The sequence below is a fragment of the Moraxella nasovis genome (assembly GCF_022701215.1).
Lineage (GTDB): Bacteria > Pseudomonadota > Gammaproteobacteria > Pseudomonadales > Moraxellaceae > Moraxella > Moraxella nasovis.
Genome location: NZ_CP089976.1, coordinates 592,029 through 617,953, shown reverse-complemented (window position 1 = coordinate 617,953; position 25,925 = coordinate 592,029). Strand labels below are relative to the sequence as shown.

The 25,925-nt window shown below is 42.2% G+C and carries 25 protein-coding genes; 11 read left to right on the top strand and 14 right to left on the bottom strand.

Translation table 11 applies throughout. The features are described from left to right. Positions 1-87 precede the first annotated feature (87 nt). Both rimM and trmD read left to right on the top strand, forming a co-directional pair. Positions 88-648: a ribosome maturation factor RimM gene (rimM, locus tag LU293_RS02995; RefSeq protein ID WP_242748581.1), complete on the top strand. Its 561-nt coding sequence runs from the start codon at positions 88-90 to the stop codon at positions 646-648. 24 nt (positions 649-672) lie between these two features. Further along, positions 673-1,452 carry a tRNA (guanosine(37)-N1)-methyltransferase TrmD gene (gene trmD, locus LU293_RS02990; protein ID WP_242748572.1) on the top strand — a complete coding sequence of 260 codons (780 nt, stop codon included), beginning with the start codon at positions 673-675 and terminating at the stop codon, positions 1,450-1,452. A gap of 24 nt (positions 1,453-1,476) precedes the next feature. Here the strand turns inward: trmD and gmk are convergent, their stop codons facing one another. From gmk to LU293_RS02970, 4 genes are all read right to left on the bottom strand, one after another. Then, complete coding sequence (gene gmk, locus LU293_RS02985; protein ID WP_242748562.1) at positions 1,477-2,106, bottom strand: guanylate kinase; 630 nt, start codon at positions 2,104-2,106, stop codon at positions 1,477-1,479. An 87-nt stretch (positions 2,107-2,193) separates the two neighbouring features. Beyond that, entirely contained in the window at positions 2,194-3,507 is a 1,314-nt protein-coding gene (locus tag LU293_RS02980; RefSeq protein WP_242748560.1) for a metabolite/H+ symporter, read from the bottom strand. 137 nt (positions 3,508-3,644) lie between these two features. Beyond that, complete coding sequence (locus LU293_RS02975) at positions 3,645-4,145, bottom strand: protein disulfide oxidoreductase (protein WP_242748558.1); 501 nt, start codon at positions 4,143-4,145, stop codon at positions 3,645-3,647. 87 nt (positions 4,146-4,232) lie between these two features. Next, positions 4,233-5,627: a D-2-hydroxyglutarate dehydrogenase gene (locus LU293_RS02970; RefSeq protein WP_242748556.1), complete on the bottom strand. Its 1,395-nt coding sequence runs from the start codon at positions 5,625-5,627 to the stop codon at positions 4,233-4,235. A 137-nt stretch (positions 5,628-5,764) separates the two neighbouring features. On the opposite strand from LU293_RS02970, the gene trhP reads away from it, so the two are divergent. From trhP to lpxC, 3 genes are all read left to right on the top strand, one after another. After that, positions 5,765-7,168: a prephenate-dependent tRNA uridine(34) hydroxylase TrhP gene (gene trhP / locus LU293_RS02965; protein WP_242748554.1), complete on the top strand. Its 1,404-nt coding sequence runs from the start codon at positions 5,765-5,767 to the stop codon at positions 7,166-7,168. A 120-nt stretch (positions 7,169-7,288) separates the two neighbouring features. Beyond that, on the top strand, positions 7,289-7,642 hold the full coding sequence (locus tag LU293_RS02960) for a DUF4298 domain-containing protein (RefSeq protein ID WP_242748552.1): 354 nt from the start codon (positions 7,289-7,291) through the stop codon (positions 7,640-7,642). 91 nt (positions 7,643-7,733) lie between these two features. Continuing rightward, positions 7,734-8,645, top strand: coding sequence for a UDP-3-O-acyl-N-acetylglucosamine deacetylase (lpxC, locus tag LU293_RS02955; protein WP_242748550.1), 912 nt, complete (start codon positions 7,734-7,736; stop codon positions 8,643-8,645). 441 nt (positions 8,646-9,086) lie between these two features. Here lpxC and LU293_RS02950 read toward each other — a convergent pair whose 3' ends face one another. Continuing rightward, positions 9,087-9,467, bottom strand: a complete 381-nt coding sequence (locus LU293_RS02950; protein WP_242748548.1) for a hypothetical protein — start codon at positions 9,465-9,467, stop codon at positions 9,087-9,089. 186 nt (positions 9,468-9,653) lie between these two features. On the opposite strand from LU293_RS02950, the gene LU293_RS02945 reads away from it, so the two are divergent. Continuing rightward, positions 9,654-10,292, top strand: a complete 639-nt coding sequence (locus LU293_RS02945; RefSeq protein ID WP_242748540.1) for a CHAP domain-containing protein — start codon at positions 9,654-9,656, stop codon at positions 10,290-10,292. 69 nt (positions 10,293-10,361) lie between these two features. Here LU293_RS02945 and LU293_RS02940 read toward each other — a convergent pair whose 3' ends face one another. Beyond that, the gene (locus tag LU293_RS02940) at positions 10,362-11,006 is read right to left on the bottom strand and encodes a DOMON domain-containing protein (protein ID WP_242748538.1); all 645 of its coding nucleotides are present in this window, start codon (positions 11,004-11,006) and stop codon (positions 10,362-10,364) included. Continuing rightward, positions 10,969-11,289 carry a YhbY family RNA-binding protein gene (locus tag LU293_RS02935; RefSeq protein ID WP_242748536.1) on the bottom strand — a complete coding sequence of 107 codons (321 nt, stop codon included), beginning with the start codon at positions 11,287-11,289 and terminating at the stop codon, positions 10,969-10,971. The genes LU293_RS02940 and LU293_RS02935 overlap by 38 nt, the downstream gene beginning before the upstream one ends. Positions 11,290-11,390: 101 nt before the next feature. Between LU293_RS02935 and LU293_RS02930 the strand changes: the two genes are divergently transcribed. Together LU293_RS02930 and ftsH are read left to right on the top strand one after the other, a co-directional pair. Then, positions 11,391-12,023, top strand: coding sequence for an RlmE family RNA methyltransferase (locus LU293_RS02930; RefSeq protein ID WP_242748534.1), 633 nt, complete (start codon positions 11,391-11,393; stop codon positions 12,021-12,023). A 103-nt stretch (positions 12,024-12,126) separates the two neighbouring features. Next, positions 12,127-14,019: an ATP-dependent zinc metalloprotease FtsH gene (gene ftsH / locus LU293_RS02925; protein ID WP_242749637.1), complete on the top strand. Its 1,893-nt coding sequence runs from the start codon at positions 12,127-12,129 to the stop codon at positions 14,017-14,019. A 111-nt stretch (positions 14,020-14,130) separates the two neighbouring features. Here the strand turns inward: ftsH and fdxA are convergent, their stop codons facing one another. The 4 genes from fdxA to ampD form a co-directional block, all read right to left on the bottom strand. Beyond that, a complete protein-coding gene (gene fdxA / locus LU293_RS02920) occupies positions 14,131-14,454 on the bottom strand; it encodes a ferredoxin FdxA (protein WP_242748532.1) in 324 nt (107 codons plus the stop codon). Between the two features lie 274 nt (positions 14,455-14,728). Beyond that, positions 14,729-15,232, bottom strand: coding sequence for a hypothetical protein (locus LU293_RS02915; RefSeq protein ID WP_242748530.1), 504 nt, complete (start codon positions 15,230-15,232; stop codon positions 14,729-14,731). 141 nt (positions 15,233-15,373) lie between these two features. Then, on the bottom strand, positions 15,374-16,918 hold the full coding sequence (murJ, locus tag LU293_RS02910; RefSeq protein WP_242748528.1) for a murein biosynthesis integral membrane protein MurJ: 1,545 nt from the start codon (positions 16,916-16,918) through the stop codon (positions 15,374-15,376). A gap of 27 nt (positions 16,919-16,945) precedes the next feature. After that, a complete protein-coding gene (gene ampD, locus LU293_RS02905; RefSeq protein ID WP_242749635.1) occupies positions 16,946-17,548 on the bottom strand; it encodes a 1,6-anhydro-N-acetylmuramyl-L-alanine amidase AmpD in 603 nt (200 codons plus the stop codon). A gap of 43 nt (positions 17,549-17,591) precedes the next feature. Between ampD and LU293_RS02900 the strand changes: the two genes are divergently transcribed. Beyond that, positions 17,592-19,274: an Lnb N-terminal periplasmic domain-containing protein gene (locus LU293_RS02900; protein WP_242748519.1), complete on the top strand. Its 1,683-nt coding sequence runs from the start codon at positions 17,592-17,594 to the stop codon at positions 19,272-19,274. Here the strand turns inward: LU293_RS02900 and LU293_RS02895 are convergent, their stop codons facing one another. Beyond that, positions 19,275-21,668: a penicillin-binding protein 1A gene (locus tag LU293_RS02895; RefSeq protein ID WP_242748517.1), complete on the bottom strand. Its 2,394-nt coding sequence runs from the start codon at positions 21,666-21,668 to the stop codon at positions 19,275-19,277. It abuts the gene before it with no gap. A 192-nt stretch (positions 21,669-21,860) separates the two neighbouring features. Here LU293_RS02895 and tsaD point away from each other — a divergent pair, with 192 nt between their 5' ends. Together tsaD and LU293_RS02885 are read left to right on the top strand one after the other, a co-directional pair. Further along, entirely contained in the window at positions 21,861-22,922 is a 1,062-nt protein-coding gene (gene tsaD / locus LU293_RS02890; protein ID WP_242748515.1) for a tRNA (adenosine(37)-N6)-threonylcarbamoyltransferase complex transferase subunit TsaD, read from the top strand. A gap of 100 nt (positions 22,923-23,022) precedes the next feature. Next, entirely contained in the window at positions 23,023-24,465 is a 1,443-nt protein-coding gene (locus LU293_RS02885) for a C13 family peptidase (RefSeq protein ID WP_242748513.1), read from the top strand. 195 nt (positions 24,466-24,660) lie between these two features. Here the strand turns inward: LU293_RS02885 and LU293_RS02880 are convergent, their stop codons facing one another. Together LU293_RS02880 and metW are read right to left on the bottom strand one after the other, a co-directional pair. Continuing rightward, positions 24,661-25,242 (bottom strand): tetratricopeptide repeat protein, encoded by a 582-nt coding sequence (locus LU293_RS02880; protein ID WP_242748511.1) that lies wholly within the window; start codon positions 25,240-25,242, stop codon positions 24,661-24,663. 68 nt (positions 25,243-25,310) lie between these two features. Beyond that, complete coding sequence (gene metW / locus LU293_RS02875; protein ID WP_242748509.1) at positions 25,311-25,919, bottom strand: methionine biosynthesis protein MetW; 609 nt, start codon at positions 25,917-25,919, stop codon at positions 25,311-25,313. Positions 25,920-25,925 lie beyond the last annotated feature (6 nt).

Here is a 25,925-nt window from a genome sequence, read left to right as displayed (position 1 = left end):
AAATCGGTTTGTGTTCTTCTGCTTGGCAGTTTAATGCAAACCGATTTTTTATTTAAGCCTATATTTAACTTTATTGAAGTTTAAGTTATGATTAAAAAACCAAATCTTAGCCGTGCTCACACCATGCCAAATCCTGATGATTTAATTAAAATTGCCACGCTTCAAAAGCCTTATGGTATTAAAGGGTGGTTATGGGTATTTAGCGAGACGGATGAACGTTCTGACGTGTTTAATTTTCAGCCGTGGTGGATGAAAACAGCAACTGGATTTAAGCCTTTGACGGTGAGTGAGTGGCGACATCAAGGGGCAGGTTTGGTCGCAAGCTTCCAAGAAATTCCTGATCGCAATGTCGCAGAGACGATGCAGGGTGTAACGATTTGGGCGGATAAAGCAAACTTTCCAAAGCTTGACGATGATGAGTATTATTGGTCAGATTTGATTGGATTAACCGTCATTAATGAAGAGCATGAGATACTGGGTGTCGTTGAGAAATTATTTGAGACGGGTGCTCATGAGATTGTCTGTGTTAAGCCAACAGCTCAAAGCTTAGATGGCGAAGAAAGACTTATCCCTTGGCATAAAGACGTTGTGCTAAAGGTGGATCTGGATAGCCAGACGATGCTTGTCGCTTGGCAGTCAGATTATTAACATCGCTTAATTGGCAGTGGACTTATGTTTTTTGCAGTAATCAGTATTATGCCTGAAATGTTTCAGGCGGTTCAGGGTTTTGGTATTACCAGAAGGGCTTTTGAGCGTTCTCAAGCAACCCTTCACTTGATTAACCCAAGAGACTTTACTAAGGATAATTATCGCCGTATTGATGAGCGTCCTTTTGGTGGTGGTCCTGGTATGCTCATGATGGCAGAGCCTTTACAAAAGGCTATTTTACATGCAAAATCATTGTTTAAAGCACATTGCACTGCACATAATCTATCTGATACCCTATGTCCTGTCGTTTATTTGTCACCGCAGGGTGAGTCATTGTCTGAACCTAAAGTGGTTGATTTTGCCAAATTTGATGGCATGATTTTATTGTGCGGTCGATATGAAGGTGTGGATGAACGTTTAATTCAGTGTTATGTTGATACCGAGATTTCTATTGGTGACTATGTATTAACAGGCGGAGAGCTGCCTGCTATGGTGCTAATGGATAGCATTATCCGCAGATTGCCAAGCGTGATGAATGATGATAAATCTGCCAAAGAAGATAGCTTTGTAGATGGATTGTTAGATTGCCCGCATTATACTAAGCCGTATGATTTTCAAGGTCTAAAAGTGCCAGAAGTGCTGATGTCTGGGCATCATGCAAAGATTGCTAAGTGGCGGTTTTTGGAACAAGTTAAAAGAACTCAGAGCAGGCGTTTTGACCTGTGGGAGCGATTTACACCCACAAAGCAACAACAAAAATGGCTAGATCAAGCCGACTTATCTGATGATATATCGGCAGATTAGCCATTTATGGAAATATTGCGTTCGTTAATTATTTAAGAGATTAGCAATCAGTGTGCGATGACGGATCTTTTGTTTATCGGTTAATAAGCGATGAGCAGCAATAATCGTCTGCAAATCATGTAAGGCGGTATTAAAATCATCATTAATCACTAGGTAATCAAATTTATCGTGTTCACGCATTTCGGTGATTGCCCCTGCAAGACGTGTCTGAATGACTTCATTGCTGTCTTGCCCCCGATTAGATAGGCGACTGGCTAAGGCGTCACGACTTGGTGGTAGGATGAAAATCATCTGGGCTTTTGGGAATTTTTCTTTGACTTGTAATGCCCCTTGCCAATCAATCTCTAAAATGACATCGACGCCAGTTGATAGCAAATCTGCCACGGCTTGCTTGCTTGTGCCATAAAAATTGCCAAATACTTCAGCATATTCTAAAAACGCTTGTTCGTTAATCAATGCTTTAAAATCATCTGTATTGATAAAATGGTAATGTGTGCCTGCAATCTCACCCGGTCGAGGCTGGCGTGTGGTGTGTGAGACACTAACGGTGAGATTATCAGTTGTCGCTAATAGCTCTTTGACAAGGCTTGTTTTACCTGTACCTGAAGCGGCTGTGATGATAAAAAGTGTGCCCAAAGCGGTGTCAGCATGCATAAACATTTTCCAATCTAAAAATTGTCATTATACTATAAAATAGCCATAAAAAAGCACCCCTATAAGAATGCTTTTGTTGAGACATAGCTACTGGGTCAAATCGACGTTCTTAGTTTCTTTGGCGAACCAATAGGCGATAAAGCTTAATATTGCATTTACAGATAGGTATAGTCCCACGCCTGTCATTCCATAAAATTGGTTAATCTCAATGGCGACGATAGAAACGACAGATGCTCCTGTGATGGCAGCTAAGTTATAGGTTAAGCTAGCACCAGTATAACGAACTTGCGTTGGAAAGATTTCTGGTAAAATTGCTGCTACAGGGCCAAAAGCAAAGCCCATCAAGGTGAAACCTACCACCAAAAATGCGAGTACGGATGTTGGTGTGCCATTTACTAAAAAGCTTGGCATGGCAAGACCGAATACTACCAATAATGCCATTGTGATAAGTTGCAAGCGACGACGCCCAATGCGATCGCTGTACACGCCAGAAATACTCACAAAAATCCCAAAAATTACCGCTCCAATCAGCAAAAAGCCCGTGTAGGTGTTTGCTGCGATGCCAAGACCTGTCTGATGGCCAGCGTCTGAGAATGCCACGGGTGATTTTGAGTATACTTGGGCGAAGGCCGTCATGATATAAAATAAAACATACATTGTCGTCATCATTAGCGTGCCTTGTAGGATTTGTTGCCAGTGATTTTTTAGTACGCCAGAGATGGGGTCACCTTTGGTTTTGCCAGCTTTTTTGGCTGCTTCAAAAACGTGACTTTCATGCAGACTAAGTCGCATCCATAAGCCAACGGCAACTAACAAAAATGATGCGATAAACGGAATACGCCAGCCCCATTCTATCAGTGCTTCATGGCCAATGATCGCGCTAATAATAAAGAAAACAGCATTGGCAACAAACAAGCCAATCGGTGCTCCAAGTTGTGGAAATGTACCAAACCAAGCACGGCGATTAGCAGGAGCATTTTCAACAGCAACAAGTGCAGCCCCACCCCATTCGCCGCCAAGCCCAATGCCTTGTCCAACACGGAATATACATAATAAAATCGGAGCCCAAATCCCAATCTGTGCATACGTCGGCAAAAGACCAATAGCGATGGTTGAGATTCCCATGGTGAGTAGGGAGGCAACTAAGGTTTTTTTGCGACCAATTTTATCACCAAAATAACCAAACAACAGCGATCCAAGTGGCCGTGCAAAAAACGCCAATGCTAAAGTAGAAAGTGAGAGCAGGGTGGCAACCGTTGGGTCTGATTTATCAAAAAACTGCGTACTAAAGACTAAAACGGCAGCAGCAGCGTAGATGTAATAATCGTAAAACTCAATCGCTGTGCCAATCATCGATGATATGGCGACCTTGTAGGGGTTATTTTGTTGGGTGTGGCTCATCGCTGATATTCCATAAATTTATTAATATGATATTAATATATAACAATAAAAGTTACGCAATTATGACACAAGTTACTTGGCTTATATATGATAAATTTTTTGGTAAATTAGAACAATTTATCATAAATGTATACAGCTTAGTTTAAGTTTGCCCACCATAGTCTTGCCTTGAGTAGCCATAAAGGAGCAATTCCTGTAAAACTTTGAGCAATGTTGCCATCTTTGAGAATGACAAAAGATGGCGTCACTTGACCTTGCCATTGATTAAATACTCTGCCATCACTGTCATTAATGGTTAAAAAGTGATAGCCATGCTGGTTAAGATAAGCTGACAGTTCGTCATTATCACCACTTTGAACAGCGACGCTGACAACTTGGATACCATTTTCATGAAGCTTTGCGACATTAGGCGTGGTTAGGCGACACACCGAACACCACGTTCCCCAAAAGTAAACCAAGACAGGGGTTTTATGGCTTTGGGCGATGGCATCTTGAGCCTGCCCATGGGTGTCAATATAAGCTAGGCTCGGTGCAGCAGGTAGGGTGGGTGAACGCCACATATTAACCGCAATATAGATGATGATAAAAAAGGCGGCGTATTTAAGTAAAGACAATAAAGCTTTCGTAATATTTGACATGATTAAAGGTATTAAAGGTGTGTTAGTGAGAGTTGATACTAAAAAAGTAAGTCGCCTACCATACCAGTTAAGCGACTTAAAGGCGTGTTAGGCGTCAAAAACTTTACCACGGTTCATGATATTATTTGGATCAAAGACGGCTTTTAGTGCTTTCATATATTCAATTTCTGTGTCGGTTCTGGTGTAATTTAGGTATGGTTTTTTGGTCATGCCGACGCCATGCTCAGCACTGATTGAGCCTTTGTATTTTTTGACGGTATCAAACACAAGCGTATTGACCGTTTGGCATTTGGCAAAAAACTCGTCTTTAGTCAGATGATCAGGCTTTAGGATATTAAGGTGTAAATTACCATCACCGATATGCCCAAACCAGCAGATCTCAAAGTCAGGATAGTTGTCTTTGACAATCGTCCCAATATCATCAATAAAGTCGCCCAAATGAGTAATCAGCACTGATACGTCGTTTTTATAGGGAGTGAATACCGAAATGGTCTCAGAGATGCTTTCACGAAGCTTCCATAACTCAGCAAGCTGTCCAAGATTATCGCTCATCACGCCATCAATAATATGCCCGCTTTCCATGCAATCTTCAAAGACGCTCATGGCTGTATCTAGTACAGATTCGCTCACCGCTTCAAACTCTAGTAATACATAAAATGGCGTGCGACTCTCAAAAGGTTCTTTGATGTGCCCTGTAGCAAGCACCTTTTCTATGGCGATTGCATCAAAAAACTCAAAAGCGGTCAGATTTAGCGCTTGATTAAAGCGATTAAGCAGGCTGATAACACTACCAAAATCAGGCACGCCAAGCACCATAGCGGTTAGGTTGGTTGGTGGTTTTTCAAGCTTGATTAGGGCTTTTGTGATAAAACCAAGTGTGCCTTCTGCTCCGATGAATAGATGGCGAAAGTCATAACCTGTCGCATTTTTTAGCATACCACCGTTTAGCTCTAAGATATCGCCTTTACCTGTGACGACAGTTAGGCCTAAGATTTGGTTGCGAGTCATACCATAACGAATAACCTTAATACCGCCAGCATTTGTGCCGATGTTGCCTCCAATTTGGCTTGAACCACTGGATGCAAAATCTACCGCATAATACAAGCCCTTACTTTCGGCGAACTCTTGCAAGGTTTTTGTGATAACGCCTGCTTCAACTTCAACCATGCGATCGGCTGCATAAAACTCACCGATGGCATTCATCTTATCAAAGCTTACCACAACTTCTTGACCGCTTGCGACAGCACCTGCCGATAGCCCTGTGCGTCCGCCACTTGGCACTAACGGCGTCTTATGAATGTTGGCGATTTTAACGATGGTTGCCACATCTTTAGTGCTTTTTGGAAAAACAATGGCAAAGGCGTTTGGGGTAAAGTGTTTGGTCCAATCTTTACCCCAATATTCTAGGCTGTCAGCATCGGTTTTAATGTCAAGGCAAGGCAAGGCGGCTTGTAAGTTCGCCAAAAAGACGGTATGAGTCATGGCATATTTCCAAAAATAAAAGAAATGGCTATCATAGCAGATTATCGGATTTTGGTTAAGATGTTATGCTAAGTTTTGCCATAAATGAGTGTAAATTTGTTATAATGAACGCCATTTATCAGTCATGAGCAACCAATATGAAACCCTACACCCCAGAACTTCTTTGCCCAGCAGGTACCTTTAAAAATATGCAATACGCCTTTGCTTATGGGGCAGATGCTGTGTATGCAGGGCAAGCCCGTTATTCTTTGCGTGTCCGCAATAACGATTTTGATGAAGAGAATCTACAAAAAGGCATTGATTACGCCCATTCGCTTGGCAAAAAGTTTTATGTCGTGGTCAATATTCAAGCCCACAACGCCAAACTTAAAACCTTTATTGAAGACATTACGCCTATCATTAATATGAAGCCTGACGCACTCATCATGTCAGACGCTGGCATGATTATGATGGTGCGTGAAGCCTTTCCTGATATGGAAATCCATCTGTCAGTGCAAGCTAATGCTGTAAACTGGGCAACGGTCAAGTTTTGGGGGCAAATGGGCGTTAAACGTGTCATTGTCAGTCGTGAACTATCGCTTAAGGAAATTGAACAAATCATCAAACAAGTGCCTGACATGGATATTGAAGTGTTTGTACATGGGGCACTTTGCATGGCATATTCAGGTCGCTGTTTGTTGTCTGGCTACATTAACAAACGTGATGCTAATCAAGGCACTTGCACCAATGCTTGTCGTTGGAATTATAACACCTACAAGGCAGTAGAAAATGAAACAGGCGACATTGTTCCGGCTACGCCAGAGCTTTTTGTACCTAATCAAAGCGAAAACTCTATTACCAATGTTAATCTTAATGGCGATGTGGTCATGAGCGATGACTATGTACAAAAGCCGTCCGATGAAGTGGTACTATTAGAAGAGCAAGGTCGTAAAGGCGAGCTGATGGCGATGTATGAAGATGAACACGGCACTTATATCATGAACTCAAAAGATCTGCGAGCGGTGGAGCTTGTGCCTGAGCTTATCGCGATGGGCGTGCATTCTTTAAAGATTGAAGGGCGTACCAAATCGCATTATTATGTGGCACGCACCGCCCAAGTGTATCGTCGTGCGATGGACGATGCACTGGCAGGCAAGCCTTTTGACGCAAGCTTAATTACAGCGTTGGACGGTTTGGCAAATCGTGGCTATACCGAAGGATTTTTACGCCGTCATGTGCATTCAGATTATCAAAATTATGAACATGGCTCATCAAAAACTGATCATCAGCAGTTTGTCGCTGAAGTGGTCAAGTTTGACGAGCAGTATTTAACGCTTGAGATTAAAAATAAACTTATAGTGGGTGATACCATTGAGATTATGACCCCGAAAGGCAATGTCAGCTATGTGCTTGATGCCATGTGGGATAAAAAAGGCGAGCCGATAGATGGGGCGTTAGGCTCTGGGTGGGTGTGCCAAATTAACAATCCGTTTGAAGCGTTTGATGACAGCTTGCAATTTGCACTTGTGATGAAAAATGTGGATGAGCCGATGTTTAGTTAGGGGTATTAACAATCAATGAAACCAATATTAAAACAAGCAAGGAGTAAGACGCAAGCTACTTGATAAAATTAAGGCACTTCATCTGACACACAAGATATTGACAACAAGTGAGCTAAAACAATGCAAATTCAGAACGAAATTAAAAAATATCAAGCCTTGTATCGCAGATGGCTTGATATACAAAGCGACGATGATAAGCTGATAGCAGTTTTAAAAGAACGTGCTAAATTAACCCAAGAGCTGTCTTGGTTTTACTTTGGCGATCATACAGACAAGCCGTCAAGATGGTCTTGTCTGTATGATGAGATTGAGATGGGTGCGCAGGTGGATCTAAAGACATCGGGCGAATACAGCGTGATGAGCCAAGATACACTATGGGATATGGCTATTGCTGAGCGACAGTTTTATGAAGAATTACAGCAGCTGATAGAGCTTCAGTTACGCAAACTTAATAACGAAGACGAATCGCTGTAATCAATAACTACTAAGGCCAGTTCCCAAACGGTGACAAAAGCTGTTATTGGTGATAAACTATAAAACATATTTTGTAACATTTGGATAAATTATGACTTATCAGCGTACCATTGCACGCACCATTACAGCGACTGGCATCGGTCTACATAGTGGTAAGAAAGTTGCTTTAACCCTTATGCCTGCTCAGATTGATAGCGGAATTGTCTTTGAACGTAGTGATCTTGGCGAACGTCTAGCGGTATCTCCAAGTCAGGTACAAGATACGCTCATGTCATCAAATCTGACGAAGGGCGATGTTCGTATCGGTACGATTGAGCATCTGATGTCAGCCATAGCAGCGTTCGGTATCGATAATCTACTTATCCAAGTGGATGCACCTGAAGTTCCTATTATGGACGGATCTGCAGCTCCGTTCTTGTTTTTATTAGATGAGGCGGGTGTTGTAGAACAAAACGCCCCCAAAAAATTCATTAAAATTACCAAAAAAATTCGTATTGAAGAGGGCGATAAATGGGCGCAACTTGCACCGTATGATGGTGGGTTTTTGATGGATTTTGAGATTGATTTTGCACATGTAGCGATTGCTGCCACTGACCAAAAAACGACGTTAGACTTTGGTACAGCAAATTTTGCCAAAGAAGTGGGGCGGGCGAGAACTTTTGGCTTTTTAAAAGACTTAGAATACATGCACCAAAAAAATCTTGCTTTAGGCGGTAGCTTAGATAATGCAGTCGTGCTAGATGATACCACCATAATGAATGAGGGTGGGTTAAGATACCCCAACGAGTTTGTTCGTCATAAGATGTTAGACGCTGTGGGAGATTTATTTGTAATCGGACACGCCTTGCTTGGGCAATTTTCAGCTTACAAATCAGGGCATGCAGTAAATAATAAGCTAATTCGTGCCGTGCTTAGTGACCCAACCAGCTATGAAATTGTAACATTTTGTGACAAGAATGACTGCCCAATTGATTATGCACCTGCCATAATGGCAGATAATTAATTTATTGCTAAAATATTGCATCTTATTTTGCGTAGGTTTTTAGTAGTTTTGAGGTAATTTTAAGTAAATGATTTAAATTATCATTTATATTTATTTAGGTTGATATAGTTAACTTAGTATCGTGTTATTAAAAGCCCTTTAAGGTCAAGGATTTTGGTTGTATTTGGACATTTTTGATAAGGGTGTTTTAAACTGTGTTTAGCTAATCTTACAAATCAGTTTTTTGGCATACTGTGTTACATAACTTAACAAATTAGCTGTTACAAAAGCTTATCATTTTATTGAAAATAAGATACTTTGGTGGTTGTGCTGATTGGCTTTGGCAGGGCTGTCATGTATATATTTACTTGCGTTGCCATTTACTACAAAGGATGACAGTGTCGCGACTTTGGGTTATAATGTCTTTTGTGTTTTCGCTTAAGGCTTTTGCACCTTTAGTATTTAGTGCAAGTTTGGAGTTTTTTCAAAGCGATTTTGAAATTTAGGTACAACGATAACTTTCAATTCGTCTAGCTGACGAAACGCATGATCGAAATGACGTAAAGCCATTAAGCAGTGCTTTGATTGATAGCGTAAGTGATTTGCAGCTGTCACAGAGTGTAAAGCGATGGTAATCGTATGAGTGTCGGCGTAAGTGACGGTACAGCTATCTAGTATATCTTGTGGCAACAAGTGGGCTAAAGACAGTTGCACTTTTTTTGTGCAAGAGTGTAGATGCTGTAGTCTTGACAGTAGGTGTTTAGGGGGTTTTTTACCCGCTGCTGCAAGTTTTTCGGTTGTGCTTGCCAAGTGATTGGTAAACTTAAAATTAAAATCGGACATGACTACTCCTAAAAAGCCTTGGACATGGCGTCCAAAGAATAAGTGTACCATGCCTTATGAGTAAAGTGTAGTTGCACTGAACTGGTTTGTATGGATATAAATCGCAGGTTGCTTATTTTAATCAAAACCAATACAACACTCCACAAAAGGCTGACACAGTCGTATGTAAGTGTAAGGATTTTTTTTATGAAACGATTTTTTTGGCTTGCTTTTGCCATTATGCCGATGACGGTAGCAACTCATGCTCAGGCATCGATTGGCACCAGCCAAGTTACCGTGATTGAAAATGACATCGATAGTATTATTAATGATTTGATTAGTCAGTCAAATCAAGCTAACCGTAATATTGACCTTTCTTTAAATACAAGCCAAGTGGTACTACCAACCTTAAGTAGTACTAAATTAACTGCCAATAGTGCTCCAAATATCGCTGCCAATTTAGCATCTAACGCGGCTCATCACAGCTCTACTGGTCGCTGTGCGTTATATGTGCGTAAAGCTTTGCAGTCAGCAGGCTATGAATTTACCCCACAGCCTTCAGCTTATCAGTATGCCACCAACGGCACGTTGCAAAATGCTGGCTTTGTTAAGATTAATTCAGATAATTATCAGCCACAAGTGGGCGACGTTGTGGTATTTAATCGCACTTCTCGTAACCCGCATGGGCATATCCAGATTTATGATGGGAATGACTGGGTTTCAGATTTCCGCCAGCCAAATTTCAGCCCTTATCGTAACCATAATGGCTATACTGTATGGCGTGATGCACGTTACTTAGATGCTAGTGCAAACACTGGCACTATGATGGCAATGAACGACTACTAAAGGCAGGCATTAATAAAAAAAGCTGATTTTGATCAGCTTTTTTATCAACCTGATTTTGTGTTAACCGAGTTAAGCTAAATTTAGCGTCTGCCAGTATGCTTTATCATGAAAATCTGGCGGTGTGGCGTGTTGTACAGCATAAAAGTAAGCAGTATTGTCACGGTACAAGATGACGCATGGATTGATGTGTTTGATATCGCTAATTGGTATCTCAACACAGACGCTAATATGGCGAATAATCATACGATCATCATATTCTTGGGAGATAGACACACTGCCTGCTGCTTGCATAGGAGGTAGAGTGTTGGGCGTGCGATAATTTTGAAATTGGTAAATATTAAAATTGCCACTTAAAGCAACGTTTAGCTCGTAATATTGCCTTACATTATCTTTGCTCATAAAGCATTCAAGGCAGTTGTTTTCCCATAGATAATCTTGGCGAGTAACGTTGTCAGCGACATCATCAAGCTTTAACCAATCGGTCTTTTCGATGAAGTAGCTTAGATGAAGATGTTTGGAGTTATCATGGCAACTAAGTACAACCCAAATTTTAGGGGCGTTATCTGATGGCGTATCACAAAACACACTCAAGCTTAGGCATTGTGCCAAATGATAAAAAGCACTTTGATGATAAAAGTGCTTTTTGTGTTTTGTGATAAGTCTCTTATGTGGCACATCAAAACCCAAATCGTGATAAATTAGATAATTTATCATTTGGTTCTGGGTTAGCCTTTAATAGCAATACCATACGTCCGATGTGATGAATGACTTGTGCATTAGTAGCATCAGCAATGGCGTTGGCACATTCTTTACGAGTGGTACTATCGCCTGCTGGAATTTTGATTTTAATAAGTTCGTGATCGTGTAGGGCACGAGCAACTTCTTCTACCACAGTTGGCGTGATACCATTACCGCCAACAATCACCACAGGATCTAAACGATGACCGATGCCACGCAATGCTTTGATGTCTTGCATTTTTTGTTTTTTTGAAACCATAAGTTTTCCAAAATAAATTAATTTAGCTATTATATCAGAATTTATCCCAAAATTTATGCTAAAAATGCTAAACTAGCTATTATTTTTTTAAGTGTATTTTCATGGCAACACGTATCACAAACAAAAAGTTTTCCAAGTCGTCAAAGGCTTGGATGAAAGAGCATATTGATGATTTTTATGTGCAAAAAGCTCAAAAAGATGGTTACCGCTCCCGTGCGGCGTATAAGCTTTTAGAGATTAATGAAAAAACAGGCCTGATTAAAAAAGGTATGACAGTAGTAGATCTTGGTTCTGCACCTGGCAGCTGGTCGCAAGTAGCAGGGCAGCTGGTCGGTGATAGCGGAACGCTTATTGCATCTGATATCTTGCCTATGGATACGCTAGAGAATGTTACGTTTATCCAAGGTGATTTTCGTGAAGAAGAGACTTTCAATGCCATTATGGCAGAAGTTGGCAGTCGCTTAGTAGATGTGGTGATTTCAGATATGGCACCAAATACGTCAGGCATGGCGGCAGTAGATATGCCGCGCATGATGTATTTATGTGAGCTTGCGGTGGATTTTGCTTTGCAAGTACTTCCTGAAGGCGGTGCGTTAATTATGAAAGTATTCCAAGGCGAAGGCTCTCCAGAGCTTCGTGCTAAGATGCAACAAAAATTTAGCAAAATCAAAAGTATCAAGCCTGCAGCGTCTCGCCCCCGTTCTAAAGAAATGTTTTGGGTGGCAATCAAATAGATGCTTGATTTTTTGTAAATAAGCCTTATAAATAATAGAAGCCATTTTGGCAACAAGTAAATAACAGCGAAAAACGCTATAACAGGATGAGTTCGTGAGCGATATGGTAAAAAATACTTTATTGTGGTTGGTCGCTATCGGTGTGGTGATTGCGGTATTTGGTAATTTAGATCGTGCAGGTAAAGACGCCGACACTCTAAATTATTCGGCATTTGTGGTGGCGGTATCTGAAGGTCAAATTAAAGAAGTTAAGATTGACAATGAGGAAATCACAGGTAAGAAAGTAAATGGTTCAAGCTTTGAGACGGTACGTCCTGCCATCGCTGATAATGAACTTATGCCACTGCTTCGTGAGCATAATGTAGAAGTGCAAGGGTCTGTACCAGAAAAACAAAGCCTAGGCTCTCAACTTCTTGTTGCTGCTTTCCCTATTTTATTGATCGTCGGCTTGTTATGGCTATTTATGCGTGGCATGAGTGGCGGTAGCAGTGGTGGTGGCATGGGAGGCATGGGTGGCCGTAACCCAATGAGCTTTGGTAAATCTAAGGCAAAAATGCTTTCAGAGGATCAGATTAAGGTAACCTTTGCTGATGTGGCAGGGTGTGAAGAATCCAAAGAAGAGGTAGTTGAGGTTGTTGATTTTTTAAAAGACCCAAGCAAGTTCACTAAGCTTGGGGCGACTATCCCCCGTGGCGTACTGATGGTAGGTCCTCCTGGAACAGGTAAGACACTACTTGCCAAAGCGATTGCAGGCGAGGCGAAAGTCCCATTTTTTAGTATCTCAGGCTCAGACTTTGTAGAGATGTTCGTTGGTGTGGGTGCATCTCGTGTGCGTGATATGTTCACGCAAGCAAAGAAGAATGCACCTTGTATTATTTTTATTGATGAGATTGATGCAGTCGGTCGCCATCGTGGCAGTGGAACGGGCGGTGGTCATGATGAACGTGAACAAACCCTAAACCAATTGCTTGTTGAGATGGATGGCTTTGAGGGTAATGATGGTGTCATTGTTATTGCTGCGACAAACCGTGTGGATGTGCTTGATAAAGCCTTGCTTCGCCCAGGACGTTTTGACCGCCAAGTATCTGTCGGCTTGCCTGACATCAAAGGACGTGAGCAGATTTTAAATGTACATCTTAAAAAACTGCCACAAACCATCGGTGTAGATGTCAATGCCTTGGCTCGAGGCACACCGGGATTTAGCGGTGCTGAACTTGCTAATTTAGTGAATGAGGCAGCTCTTTTTGCTGCCAGACGCAATAAATCTCATGTGGATATGAATGACTTTGAAGATGCCAAAGACAAGCTATACATGGGGCCTGAACGTAAATCTATGGTGTTGCGTGAAGAAGAACGCCGTGCGACTGCGTATCATGAAGCAGGTCATGCCTTGGTAGCTCAGCTACTACCTAACACCGACCCTGTGCATAAAGTTACTATTATGCCACGTGGCTTTGCCCTTGGGGTGACTTGGCAGTTGCCTGAACAAGATGCGGTGAGTAATTACAAAGATAAAATGCTAAGTGAACTATCCATCTTGTTTGGTGGCCGTATTGCAGAAGAGATTTTTGTGAATCGTAAATCTACTGGTGCGTCCAATGATTTTGAGCGTGCAACTAAGATGGCACGTGCGATGGTCGCCAAATATGGCATGAGTGATAATCTTGGCATTATGGTATATGAAGCCGAAGAGCATGGCGGCTATATCGGTGGTTCTACACGCACCATCTCTGAGGCGACACAGCAAAAAGTAGATGACGAGGTTCGTGCTATTTTGGAACGTCAGTACGATGTGGCATACCAACTCATTGACAGTAATCATGATAAAATGCATGCCATGGTAGATGCACTCATGAAATGGGAAACCATTGACCGTGAGCAATTCTTACAAATCATGAATGGCGAAGAGCCACGTGAGCCTAAGGAATATCAGCACGATGTGCCAAAACTTATAAGCACGAATGACGACTTGCCACCGCCATTACCAATAGCTTAATCATAACAACTGAATCGTAATAAAAAACGCCATCTAAATGATGGCGTTTTTTATTACAATTAGAATAAAACATCTACTTTTATGGAGAGTTTTATCTGTGGGCGAGAATTATTAGCGTTCTAGATATTGTAATTTATCAGATACGCCATCCCACTTCTCATAATCAGGCAATGGGTCTTTTTTCTCGGTAATGTTTGTGAAAGTTGCTGACAGCTCTTCATTAATCTGCAAAAAGCCTTCTTGGCCCTCAGGTATTTCGTCTTCGCTAAAAATAGCATTAGCAGGGCATTCAGGTTCGCATAAGGCACAGTCAATGCACTCATCAGGATTGATGACAAGAAAGTTAGGGCCTTCGTAAAAGCAGTCCACAGGGCAGACTTCAACACAGTCGGTATATTTACAAAGAATGCAATTATCAGTTACAACAAAAGTCATAAGATCACCTTTTTGGCTAAGCACAGTTACCTATGCATCACTACAGTATGAGAGTGTCGCTATTGTATACCTTTTATGGCAGTTTGACAAATGACAGCCACAGGTTTTTTAGTCGATTTGGTAATATTGATATTAAGTTTAAGAAACTAGAGTGGCAAAATTAAAAGAGTGCTATCTTTAGTAATCTTTGAGTTTACTGTTTTAGTAGCCATAAAAATACGCCATTTTATTAGATTGTCTAATAAAATGGCGTGATTTAGTGTTTTAGATAGAGTTATACAGATTTTTGTTGAGCTTTTTGAGCTGTCTTATAGCAAGTCTCAATGTGATCAAAGGCGATTTTTTTAAAAATCATGTAACCCAAAGTAGCAGCGACCATCTGACCACCAAAAGGGATGTATTTAGCGACTTGTTTGCTTAAAATACGACCACCGAATCCTTGAATGGCTTTATTGGTAATACCACGAGTGGCAACCAGTCCACCCACTGCTAAAATACGGTCACGAATGGTTTTTTGTTGCATCTTTTTACCATCTTCTGTGCTGATGTCTGATGCATCTTTTAGACCAAATTTTTCGGTGATTTCAGGCAGTAGCTTTGATAGCATACCAACATCAATCGCAACATCTAAAAAGGGTACTGGGATAATGGCGGCACCAGCTGATAGCTTAGCACGAGATTTTGCCAAGGCTTGGCATTCTGTACGCACTTGCTCAAGGTTTAGATTTGGATCAACGTAGTCGGCTTGAGGTTGGCTAATTGGCTTACTTAAACTCATGATTCTTCCTTAGGTTGTTGGTAAATGGCGATACACGCTCGCCAAGGTGTTAATTGTATTAATTTTAGGGCATATTTGTCAAATTTCAAGGGCGTTTGGCACTTTGTTATGACCGTGCCGTCATTTTTATGCTTTTTGATTTTAGCCATGCTTTAACTGAGAGGGGCGAAATCCAGTTATTAGTAGCGTTACTCCGTACACGGTAGCACCAATGGCACATATGCCAATCAGTGCAACCACACGCAACCACTCGCTGCCGTGCGTTGGGAAATGAGGTAATATAAGATACAAAGTTATCGCCATCATTAAGGTGGCAAAACCAAATTGAGCAAATGGTTTTTTCCATGTTCTATCAAATTGCCAGATGCCTTGCTTTTGCAAGAAAAAGTATAATAATCCTGCGTTAATGAAGCTTGCACCAGTTGTGGCAAGTGCCAATCCGCCATGAAGTGGTAAATCAAGCAGATGAAATACGCCAATAAATAGCACGCTAAATATCATATTTGCAAAGACAGAAGCGATGCCAATTTTCACAGGGGTTTTGGTGTCTTGGCGTGCAAAAAAAGCAGGGGCAAAAATTTTAATCAGCATAAAGCCTAAAATCCCACCTGCCATACTTTTTAGGGCGATTGCACTCATAGTGGCATCGTGATGGCTGAATTCACCACGCACGAATAACGTCGTCATCAGCACATCAGACAGCACAAAAATCGCCACGCTAGCTGGTAGTCCCACCAAAATAATCAGGCGTGTTGCCCAGCTTAAGGTGTTTTTAAAGCCACTCTCATCTGCTTTAGCGATGCTAGATGATAGGCTTGGTAAAATCACTGTACCGATGGCAACACCAATTAGCCCAAGGGGTAGCTCACTTAGTCGTTCAGCAGCGTACAGCCAAGAAACAGACCCACCTTGCATAAGTGAAGCAAAAACAGTGTTTAAAAGTAGGTTTATCTGCGTGACTGATACGCCAAAAATAGCAGGCAGCATTAATGCTAAGATACGCTTAACGCCTTCATGTTTAAAGTCTACTTTGGGTGGGGCGAGCAGCTTTTGGGCAAATAGCTGTGGCAGCTGAATTGCCATTTGAAGTATGCCTGCCACAGCAACAGCAAAGCCTAACGCCATAATAGGGGTATTTAGCATAGGAGCGATGACGATTGCTGCGGTAATCATACTTAGATTTAGCAAAACAGGTGCAAAAGCGGGCATGGCAAACCGCCCATAACTTTGTAAAATACTCCCTAAAAACGCTGTCATTGAGATAAATAAAAGATATGGAAAAGTTAGGCGTAATAAAGTGCTTGCCATATCAGATTTGATGGCATCAAAGCCAGGGGCAAACAAATCGACCACTATGGGAGCAAAGACAATTACTATCACTGTCAAGGTCATTAAGATGCTCAATAAACACCCTGAAACTGAGCTGATGAGTAGCCGAACTTCATCTAAGCTATTTTTTTCTTTATATTCTGTCAAAACGGGGACAAAAGCTTGGCTAAATGCCCCTTCGGCAAATAATCTGCGTAAAAAATTGGGAATTTTAAAGGCAACCAAAAACGCATCCATTAGTCCGCCAGCCCCAAACACACCCATTAAAACCACATCACGCAAAAGCCCTAAAATGCGTGAGAGCATGGTCATCGCACTGATAACCATTGTTGAACGAAACAGACGAGATTTTGCCATAAAAATACCTAAGTGAATATAAGCGGCTTAATGTTCAGATTGTGGTTGGCGATCGTGTAGCATTTGGCGTAATTTAACCCAATCAAAATGTACGCCTGGATCGGTTTTTCGCACAGGAGCGATGTCGCTATGCCCCATAAGATGGTGTAAAGTATCAGGGTAAGCATGGTAAATCGCTAAAATGACGTCTGTTAGTACGTCGTATTGGACATCGGTAAATGCTGTATTATCACTGCCTTCAAGCTCAATGCCGATGGTAAAATCATTACAGTTATCACGCCCAAGATAGCGAGAGTGTCCAGCATGCCATGCTCTATCGTTGAAATTTACAAACTGAGTTATCACACCATCACGTTCAATAAATAGATGAGCAGATACTTGCATGGCATGAATTTCTTTAAAATAAGGGTGGTCATTTTTATCCAGCTTGTTTTGAAAAAATGCTTTTACAAAGTGTGTGCCATCTTTATTTGTCTTGCCAAATTGGTTTGGTGGAAGGCTGATATTATGAATGACAATACCGCAAATGCCGATCGAATTTGGCAGTGCTGGTCGTAAGTTAAAGTTCGGTGACGCGATGAATGCTGCTTGGGTCAGCACCCCATTTGCGATAGTAAAGCGTGTCATAATTGGTTATACTAGCGATAGTTTGGCGTATTTTAGCAGATTTTATATGAAGTTAGCTCAATTTTTCGTTAAAGGTGTTTTTTGTACTTCAATGCTTGCCATAAGTCTGCTTGGCAAAGCAGCAATAGGCGACAGTGGCGACCATCATTCTAAGATAGTGACAAGTCAAGTGGATGCTCAGACATTGGCTAAGCACCCAACTTGGAGAAGGTTGTTATTTTTACCAAAAGTTCCACAGGCTTATGAAAAAAGTGAAATTACCCAATCAAATTTCTTTTTGGTGCATGGTGATGTGGTAAATCCACAGGCTGAATTGCAAGCGATTATTCAAGCTTTATCTGTAAATGATTTAACGGTTATATGCCAATTCCCTGCACGAGCGGCGTTTGTCAGTCATCAGATAGGCATTTCATTTGATGATGAACAGTGCCACGATTTTAGTGTGTGGCAAAGCCAAATGGGTCTAGATGAGCTTGCCTTGGTATTTGCAAGCGAACATTCAGAAAATTTGGCTTCAGCATTTGCCCATGTGTTTATTCGCGCAAGTGACAAGGGTGCTTGGCATGATACTTCTATCAACTATACCGTATCTACAAATCCAAGCGACTCAAAGGCACTAGCCCTTACTAAAGCTTTGACTGGTCGCTCGCCTATGGTTTTACAGATCATGCCTTACACTAAAAAGACAGAACAATATCTAAGTGATGGGCGTGATGTGTGGGTATATCCTTTGGATTTAACTTCTGATGAAGTACGCCAAATCATGAGACATATCTATGAAACCAGAGCATTGAATCGACCTTATTTTTTTACGCATAAAAACTGTGCTACTGAGATTTTAAGGCTGATTGACGTGGTGCGTACTGACCAAAACCTAGCCGATAGCTCGGGGAAAATTACCACGCCATCTGAGATTGCACGCCTGCTTACAGAGCATGGCATGATTGCTAGCCGTGAATTTATTTCTTCAGAAGTTACTAAAGCTCAAGCAAATTTTAAAAAAGACATCACCCAAAGTTATCTAAATCAAAAAGATCCAGCTTTATCAGCACCCATGCACCGCATTGGCGTCGGTGTGGCAAAGGTGCAGGCCGATACGGCGTACACTTTAAGTATAAAAGGGGCGTATCATGACCTGCTAGATCGCCCCCAAGGTGTTAGACAGTTTCATGATTTAAGCCTACTAACTGCTGATATCGCATGGCAACACCAACAAGGCCCAAGCCTAGAAAGCTTTCGCTTATTATCCACCAGAAGTTATCATCCAGATGATGATAGACCATCGCACGGCATTCATTTGGGTCTGATTAAGGCTGTGGATGCGTCTAATACAGATAATACTCGGCATTTGGTGTTAGACGCTCGTCAAGAAAAGGGTAAGGCGTGGGTGGTTGGTGTAGATGGGTTACAAACACTAATGTGTCATGCATTTTTGATTAAGGGCGTTCAGCTTGGCAATATCAATCAAGGCTATCGTGTGGGTATTGGGGCAAATGCAGGCTGTGCTTATGTTGGTAATCGCTACCGAATGACAGGCGAAATGGAGTTGCCAATTTGGCTACACCCAGACAAAAGTGCAAGCCGTTCGGTATATGTACAGCCCACAGTTAAGGTGGCTGCTCAGTACGATATTAATCAAAACGAAGCAGTTAGACTGACAGGCAAGCTATCTAAAAATAATGCCCACACTGATAATGACGTGACATTGCAATACTTAAAGTATTTTTAGTTAATCAGTGATATTAACGATTTCTTGTTTGGCAATCTGAGAGCGTGATCGATTCTCAGGATTGACCCACTGGTGGGGCGTGCCTTGAAGTTGTTGACGAGTAAAGTCTAGCCAAATTGGCAATGCCGCCACACCGCCATATTCTCGCGCACCTAGCGTAGATGGCGTGTCAAAGCCGACCCACACCACAGTAGCACTCGTTGGGTGTATGCCTGCAAACCATGCGTCTTTTGCAAGGTTAGTTGTGCCTGTTTTACCGCCTACATCAGAGCGTCCCAGTGCCAATGCTCGACGTGCTGTCCCACTGGTGATAACTTCTCGCATCATGGTTGACATGTTATAAGCTGTCTGCGGGCTTAGCACTCGTGGAGCTTGAACGGCAGCATTATATTGGGCAGGCGTGGTAGGGTCTAGCCTATCCATCTGAGCAACTGCATCGGTATTTGAGCCATCATTGACATCACTTTCTGCTTTTTTGGTTTTTTGTTCTTTAAAGTTGTCCACGAGCATTTGATTATGCTGAGCTAAATCTTGGTTAAAGCAAATAGCACAGGCTTGGGCGGGATTGGCTTGGAAAATGATTTGATTATCAAAGTTATAAATCCGCTCAATAAAGTAAGGCTGAATGCGATGTCCGCCATTAATTATCGCACTAAAGCCTGTCGCCATCTGTAAGGGGGTAACGCTTGCTGCTCCAAGTGCTAGGGCATAACTACCTGGCAGGTTTTCTTTTTCTAAACCAAGCATGGTTAGCGTGTTTCTAGCATTCTCAAGACCAGCCGTGCGAAGTACTCGTACAGCTGGAGTGTTGCGAGATAATGCTAAGGCACGTCGCACTGTCATATCGCCTGTGTAACGACCATCGGAGTTTTTTGGTTGCCAACCGCCAATGCGAATGGCAGCATCAGATACTAAGCTATCGGGAGTTAATTTGCCAGTTTCTAAGGCGGCAGAATAAATAAAAGGCTTGATAATTGATCCAGGCTGGCGATAACCTTGAGTGGCTCGGTTAAACTTACTTTGGTTATAGTGAAAGCCACCGACTAAGGCACGCAATGCCCCATTTTCTGGATTTAAGGAAACAAGAGCACCTTGAACAACAGGTACATTTGCCATTTTCCACGCTGTCTTATCTTCGTTCAGCGGTGAGATGCGTACGATATTGCCTACTTTAACCATTTGATGAGCGTTACTAAAGCTGCCACCTGAGCGGTCGGCATCGTAATAGCGGCGTGCCCAATTCATACCAGACCAATTAATAGTGACAGTATCACCAGATTGAAGCTTAGCCTCAAAGCTGTGATCATTTACCTTGATAACTTCAGCAGGCAGTATGTCGTCAAAGGGTTTAAGTGATTGTAGATCGCCTTTTTCGGCCTCTACGCCTCGCCAGCCGTGACGAGCATCATAGTTTCTTAGTCCTGATTGCACCGCATTTTTAGCGGCAATCTGCTCTTTGCTGTCCACGGTCAGCTGAACACGCCAGCCACTGTCTATGACTTGCTCTCCATAGCGTTCAACTAAGGCAGAACGAGTCATTTCTGATAAGTAAAGCATATTTGCATCAAGCTGCTCTCGGTATAGGTTTAGTCCAATGGGTGCAGCGACTGCTTCATCATGCTCTGCTTGGGTGATAAATCCTTCGGCAAGCATACGCCCAATAATCCAGTTACGACGTTCTAAGGCTCGCTCAGGATTGACAACAGGGTTAAAGGTTGATGGTGCTTTTGGCAGACCTGCAATCATCGCCATCTCAGCGATGGTTAAGCGATCTAAAGTCTTGCTGAAATAACGTCGAGCAGCAGCAGCGATACCATATGCCCCTTCGCCTAGATAAATCTTATTGACATATAAAGTCAAGATTTGATCTTTGGTCATTTCATTTTCAATTTTACGAGCGATAAACAGCTCGGTTAGCTTACGGTTTAAAGTACGCTCTGAACTTAAAAAGTAGTTTTTAGCGACCTGCATGGTGATGGTTGAACCACCTGTTTGTGTGTCATCATCTGTGATAACTTCAGTGACCGCACGACCAAGCCCCTTAACGCTAATGCCACTGTGCTCAAAAAAACTACTGTCCTCTGCTGCCAAAAAAGCATGAATTAGATGCTCAGGAATCTCTTTACGAGTGATAGGAAGGGCGTAACGATTGCCGTATTGACCGATGAGCTTATTATCAGCCGTGTAGATTTGTAGGGGCATGGCAAGTTTATTTTCGTCAATGGACTTGACATCTGGCAAGGTTGGCTCAAGGTACATTGCCATGCCATAAAAGCTGATCGGAAGGGCTAAAATTAGAATCAATACCAATGCAAACAGTGCCACGGCACAGCGAATCATTATGATGATGATTGGTGCAAGCAAACGTTTATTTGGCTGGGTTTGGGTTGTCATACAGTGCCGTGCTCTATTTTTATATTCATCGGCTATTTTACCACGTTATCTAAATAAAATACCAGTTTTGTCATATCATATGTTTGCACTACTTTTGTCTGATAATAACCAAGCTTAAGCGTGATGAAACTTTCGCACGCTGTAAGCAGTCATGATATAATGTATTTATTTACTAAATTTAGATGGATGATTATGAAAGTTTTGGGCTTAGAAACGTCGTGTGATGAGACTGGACTTGCCATTTATGACAGTGAGCTGAACGAAGGTAGGGGCGGTATCTTAGCACAAGTGTTATACAGCCAAATTGAGCTACACGCCACTTATGGTGGTGTCGTTCCTGAGCTTGCCAGCCGTGATCACATTCGTAAGCTTGTCCCATTATTAAGACAAGTGCTTGATAAGGCAGACATCCAAAAATCCGACATCGACGCAATCGCCTACACTAAAGGCCCAGGATTAATCGGAGCATTAATGACAGGTGCGTTATTTGGACGCTCGCTTGCCTTTGGGCTTGGCGTGCCTGCAATCGGTGTGCACCACATGGAGGGGCATTTATTAGCTCCTTTGCTTGGTTCAGACGATGTAGCATTCCCATTTGTCTGCTTGCTTGTATCTGGTGGACATACCATGCTTGTGCGAGCTGATGGCGTCGGTCAGTATCAGATTTTAGGTGAGTCGATTGATGATGCAGCAGGCGAGTGTTTTGATAAAGCTGCTAAGATGCTAAACCTGCCTTACCCGGGCGGACCTAATATTGCTAAGCTTGCCGAAGCTGGTGATAAGTATGCTTACGAGTTGCCACGCCCTATGCTGCATAAGGGCTTGGACTTTAGTTTTAGTGGTATGAAGACCGCGGTACATAACCTGATTAAAGACATACCCAATTCTGATAGTGACCCTGTGGTGCGTGCCGATATTGCCGCAAGCTTTGAGTATGCTGTTGTTGATACGCTGGTCAAAAAAAGCGTGAAAGCCCTTAAGCAAACAGGTCTAAAAGATCTAGTCATCGCAGGTGGCGTATCAGCAAACACAAGTTTAAGGCTTAGCCTTGAGCAGGCATTAGATAAGATTGGGGCAAGTGTGCATTATGCACCGCCACATCTGTGTACGGATAATGGGGCGATGATTGCTTATGCAGGGTTTTGCCGCTTAAAAGCAGGACAACGAGATGATCTATCGGTCGCCTGTGTGCCTCGCTGGGATATGCAAACGCTTACCTTACCCAATCAAGACAGCCTAAGTCTTGGCAACTAGCTTTTGATGTGGTACTGATACGCCAATCGATATTTTAAGGGTTAAGCGTACTAAAAACATATATTTTTTTCATAAAAGAATTAAAAAATAAGAGTCTATTTTGTCTTTAACATCATTAAAAGTGGAATTATTACCACGCTTTTCGTCAAATTTTATCGCCAATATCAAAGCGGCATTTTATATGCTGTGTGGTAGTACTCGAGCGTTTTTGTTTGTGAAGCCGACCTTTGCACAGTTTGTACTATTTTTGGTGTCTGCACTGTGTGCTAATGTGTTATTTTCACATTTATCAGCGGATTTTGGCAGTTATTTTAATGAACAAGGTCTCATTAGCTACTTGGTTTGGCCTGCTATCATTGTGGTGGCAGGCATTATCATGGCAAAACGCACCCAAAATTACTCGCTGTTGTTCGTGCCTGCGATATTATGGCTGACAGCTGATACGGTGCTTGCCTTGCTCCAAAGTGCCATTCAGTTCTTAGACATTAAAGGTGTTTTGCCTGATGCTGTTTATACGGTGATGCCAACGCTATTCACCATTTTATTTATTTGGCAAACCGTTGCATTGCTGTGGATATTTGCCAAGCAGCAGCGGTGGGTCTGGTGGGAGCGAATATTGATGACGGTAGGCATGATAAGCTTACTTGGCGTGTGGCAAAAAAACGTCGCTGACCAACCGATTTTTAAGGCAAAACAAGTACAACCTAGTATCAGTGAAGCCATGTTTTACGCTCAGCCGATGATACTAGATACAGTCTTACAAGATATTCATCACGGGGTAAAAGGAACGACAGAGTGGTTCTTTGTGGGTATGGCAGGCTATGCAGACCAAGATGTATTTGCCAGCGAAATAGGTCAGGCAAAAGATTTGTTTGATGATAGATTTGGTACAAAAGGACGCTCGATTGAGCTTGTCAATAATCCCAAAACATGGGAAAGTGACCCAATCGCCAGTCGCACAAGCTTAGCTAGAACTTTAAAGCAAGTGGGCGAGCGGATGAATGTTGATGAAGATGTGCTATTTTTGGCACTTAGTTCGCATGGTGCGGTAGATGAAGCTGGCACGATTAGTGGCGATTTGGTGCTTAGCAATCCCCCCTTAGAACTTGAACTAATTGATCCAGTGTGGCTGCGTGGGGCTTTGGATGCTTCGGGTATTAAGTGGCGTGTCATCGTGGTGTCATCGTGTTACTCTGGTGCATTTATTGACAGATTAAAAAGCCCAACAACTGCCATTATCACTGCATCACGAGCCGATAGAGCCTCTTTTGGGTGTAGTAATGATGCGGATATGACTTATTTTGGTAGAGCTTTCTTTTCTGAAGGATTAAGACAGCAGACAAGCTTACGCCAAGCGTTTTTGCAAGCGACACGCCGCGTCTCTGAACGTGAAGCTTTGATGGGGTTTGAGCCATCTGAGCCACAGATGTCAGTAGGTGTGGTCATGCAAGAAGCCTTGCCAGAGCTAGAAAAGGCGTTATTCTTCCATGCTAAAGATCATGTGATTACCTTGCCAAAGACAAGTGTGATGCTAGATAAATAACAATAAAAAAGATTTGGTACTTGCCAAATCTTTTTTATTGTCCACTAATCTTATGTCTAAAAACACGTGTGGTAATTTGCGTGACAATTTGGTAATTCTGCCAAGTGATTAAATTATAAAGACATTTTTGCATCTAAGATGCTAAGGTAAACAAAAAGTTGCAAAAATGCCGATTTAATCATACTTTTAGGATTATTATTGACCTTGAAACCAAGTTGTGGCTAAAGTCTTGGCTTGCTGGATTTGGCTTGATGATAAATTTAGTGCCAACTCACCAACTTTTGCGTGGGCTTTAGCACGAATGCCTTTGTCAAGCATGCCATCACGACCTGAAAGATCATACCATTTATAAGCATCGACAAAGCGTTTTTGACTCTCGTCAATCATTGCTAGGGCGTAGCTGGCACGGTTATCGCCTAGGCGTGCTGCTTTTTCTAGCCATGTGCGACCAAGTGCCATACTGCCTTGAACGCCTTCGCCTTTAAGATACATAAAGCCAAGATTTAGCTGTGCTGGGGCAATGCCTTGTTCGGCAGCTTTGGTGTACCAATAGGCTGCTTTTTTTGCATCTTTTACCACGCCTTTTCCTTTTTGCAGACGCATGGCTAAGAAAAATTGAGCATGATGGTTGCCAGACTGAGCAAGGTGCGTAAGACCTGTAATATCCATCATCTCAAAACGAGAGACGTTTAGGGGTATGTTTGATGTTAATTCAGCAGAAGCTAAGCTGGCAGTACACAATGACCCGACCAATAACACAGCCTTTAACAGTTTCATAGTCACTCCTAATTGGTTTGTCAGTATGGTAACATTAAATCGGCAAAAACTCAATTTACCTACTTATATCAGCCCTTGGCGATGTGGTAGATTGCAACGTCAGCCAGTAGGTTTGGTGCATACTTGACGACTTTTTGCATGAGCTTAGAAGGTAGATGAGAGTCGTCATTAATCGCCACAGCATCTAAGATTTTAATATCGTTATCAGCACACAGTCTTTCAAAGTCCTTAAAAGTGCATAAATGAATGTTTGGGGTGTTATACCACTCATGTGGAATGGTCTTGCTGATAGGCATAATGCCTTTTAGCCCAAGATAGACACGGTTTTGCCAATAGGCGAAATTTGGAAACGTAACAATGCCTTCATTTGCCACTCTTAGCATATCTAGCAGTAGATTTTTGGGGTTTTTGACCGCTTGTAAGGCACGGGTCATCACCACAGTATCAAAGCTACCATCAGCAAACCTACCAAGCCCATCATTAAGATCTTGCTCGATGATATTTAGACCTCTACTAATGGCTTGGTTGATGTTATGCTCGTCAAGCTCTAACCCATAGCCTGTTACACCATGGTATTTTTGTAGGTGTTCAAGCAAGGCACCATCGCCACAGCCTAGGTCCAATACTTTTGAGTTCTTCTTAATCCATTTTTGGGCAAGTTGATGATCAATGTTCATGCGTTT

What these genes read in the sequence shown, in the direction of transcription:
- metW (WP_242748509.1), bottom strand. Translation starts at nt 25,919, where the DNA reads ATGAACATTGATCATCAACTTGCCCAAAAATGGATTAAGAAGAACTCA.
- LU293_RS02945 (WP_242748540.1), top strand. Translation starts at nt 9,654, where the DNA reads ATGAAACGATTTTTTTGGCTTGCTTTTGCCATTATGCCGATGACGGTA.
- lpxC (WP_242748550.1), top strand. Translation starts at nt 7,734, where the DNA reads ATGACTTATCAGCGTACCATTGCACGCACCATTACAGCGACTGGCATC.
- LU293_RS02915 (WP_242748530.1), bottom strand. Translation starts at nt 15,232, where the DNA reads ATGAGTTTAAGTAAGCCAATTAGCCAACCTCAAGCCGACTACGTTGAT.
- trhP (WP_242748554.1), top strand. Translation starts at nt 5,765, where the DNA reads ATGAAACCCTACACCCCAGAACTTCTTTGCCCAGCAGGTACCTTTAAA.
- trmD (WP_242748572.1), top strand. Translation starts at nt 673, where the DNA reads ATGTTTTTTGCAGTAATCAGTATTATGCCTGAAATGTTTCAGGCGGTT.
- murJ (WP_242748528.1), bottom strand. Translation starts at nt 16,918, where the DNA reads ATGGCAAAATCTCGTCTGTTTCGTTCAACAATGGTTATCAGTGCGATG.
- fdxA (WP_242748532.1), bottom strand. Translation starts at nt 14,454, where the DNA reads ATGACTTTTGTTGTAACTGATAATTGCATTCTTTGTAAATATACCGAC.
- LU293_RS02935 (WP_242748536.1), bottom strand. Translation starts at nt 11,289, where the DNA reads ATGGTTTCAAAAAAACAAAAAATGCAAGACATCAAAGCATTGCGTGGC.
- LU293_RS02950 (WP_242748548.1), bottom strand. Translation starts at nt 9,467, where the DNA reads ATGTCCGATTTTAATTTTAAGTTTACCAATCACTTGGCAAGCACAACC.
- gmk (WP_242748562.1), bottom strand. Translation starts at nt 2,106, where the DNA reads ATGCATGCTGACACCGCTTTGGGCACACTTTTTATCATCACAGCCGCT.
- tsaD (WP_242748515.1), top strand. Translation starts at nt 21,861, where the DNA reads ATGAAAGTTTTGGGCTTAGAAACGTCGTGTGATGAGACTGGACTTGCC.
- ftsH (WP_242749637.1), top strand. Translation starts at nt 12,127, where the DNA reads ATGGTAAAAAATACTTTATTGTGGTTGGTCGCTATCGGTGTGGTGATT.
- rimM (WP_242748581.1), top strand. Translation starts at nt 88, where the DNA reads ATGATTAAAAAACCAAATCTTAGCCGTGCTCACACCATGCCAAATCCT.
- LU293_RS02940 (WP_242748538.1), bottom strand. Translation starts at nt 11,006, where the DNA reads ATGATAAATTATCTAATTTATCACGATTTGGGTTTTGATGTGCCACAT.
- LU293_RS02880 (WP_242748511.1), bottom strand. Translation starts at nt 25,242, where the DNA reads ATGAAACTGTTAAAGGCTGTGTTATTGGTCGGGTCATTGTGTACTGCC.
- LU293_RS02975 (WP_242748558.1), bottom strand. Translation starts at nt 4,145, where the DNA reads ATGTCAAATATTACGAAAGCTTTATTGTCTTTACTTAAATACGCCGCC.
- LU293_RS02970 (WP_242748556.1), bottom strand. Translation starts at nt 5,627, where the DNA reads ATGACTCATACCGTCTTTTTGGCGAACTTACAAGCCGCCTTGCCTTGC.
- LU293_RS02895 (WP_242748517.1), bottom strand. Translation starts at nt 21,668, where the DNA reads ATGACAACCCAAACCCAGCCAAATAAACGTTTGCTTGCACCAATCATC.
- LU293_RS02930 (WP_242748534.1), top strand. Translation starts at nt 11,391, where the DNA reads ATGGCAACACGTATCACAAACAAAAAGTTTTCCAAGTCGTCAAAGGCT.
- LU293_RS02960 (WP_242748552.1), top strand. Translation starts at nt 7,289, where the DNA reads ATGCAAATTCAGAACGAAATTAAAAAATATCAAGCCTTGTATCGCAGA.
- LU293_RS02900 (WP_242748519.1), top strand. Translation starts at nt 17,592, where the DNA reads ATGAAGTTAGCTCAATTTTTCGTTAAAGGTGTTTTTTGTACTTCAATG.
- LU293_RS02980 (WP_242748560.1), bottom strand. Translation starts at nt 3,507, where the DNA reads ATGAGCCACACCCAACAAAATAACCCCTACAAGGTCGCCATATCATCG.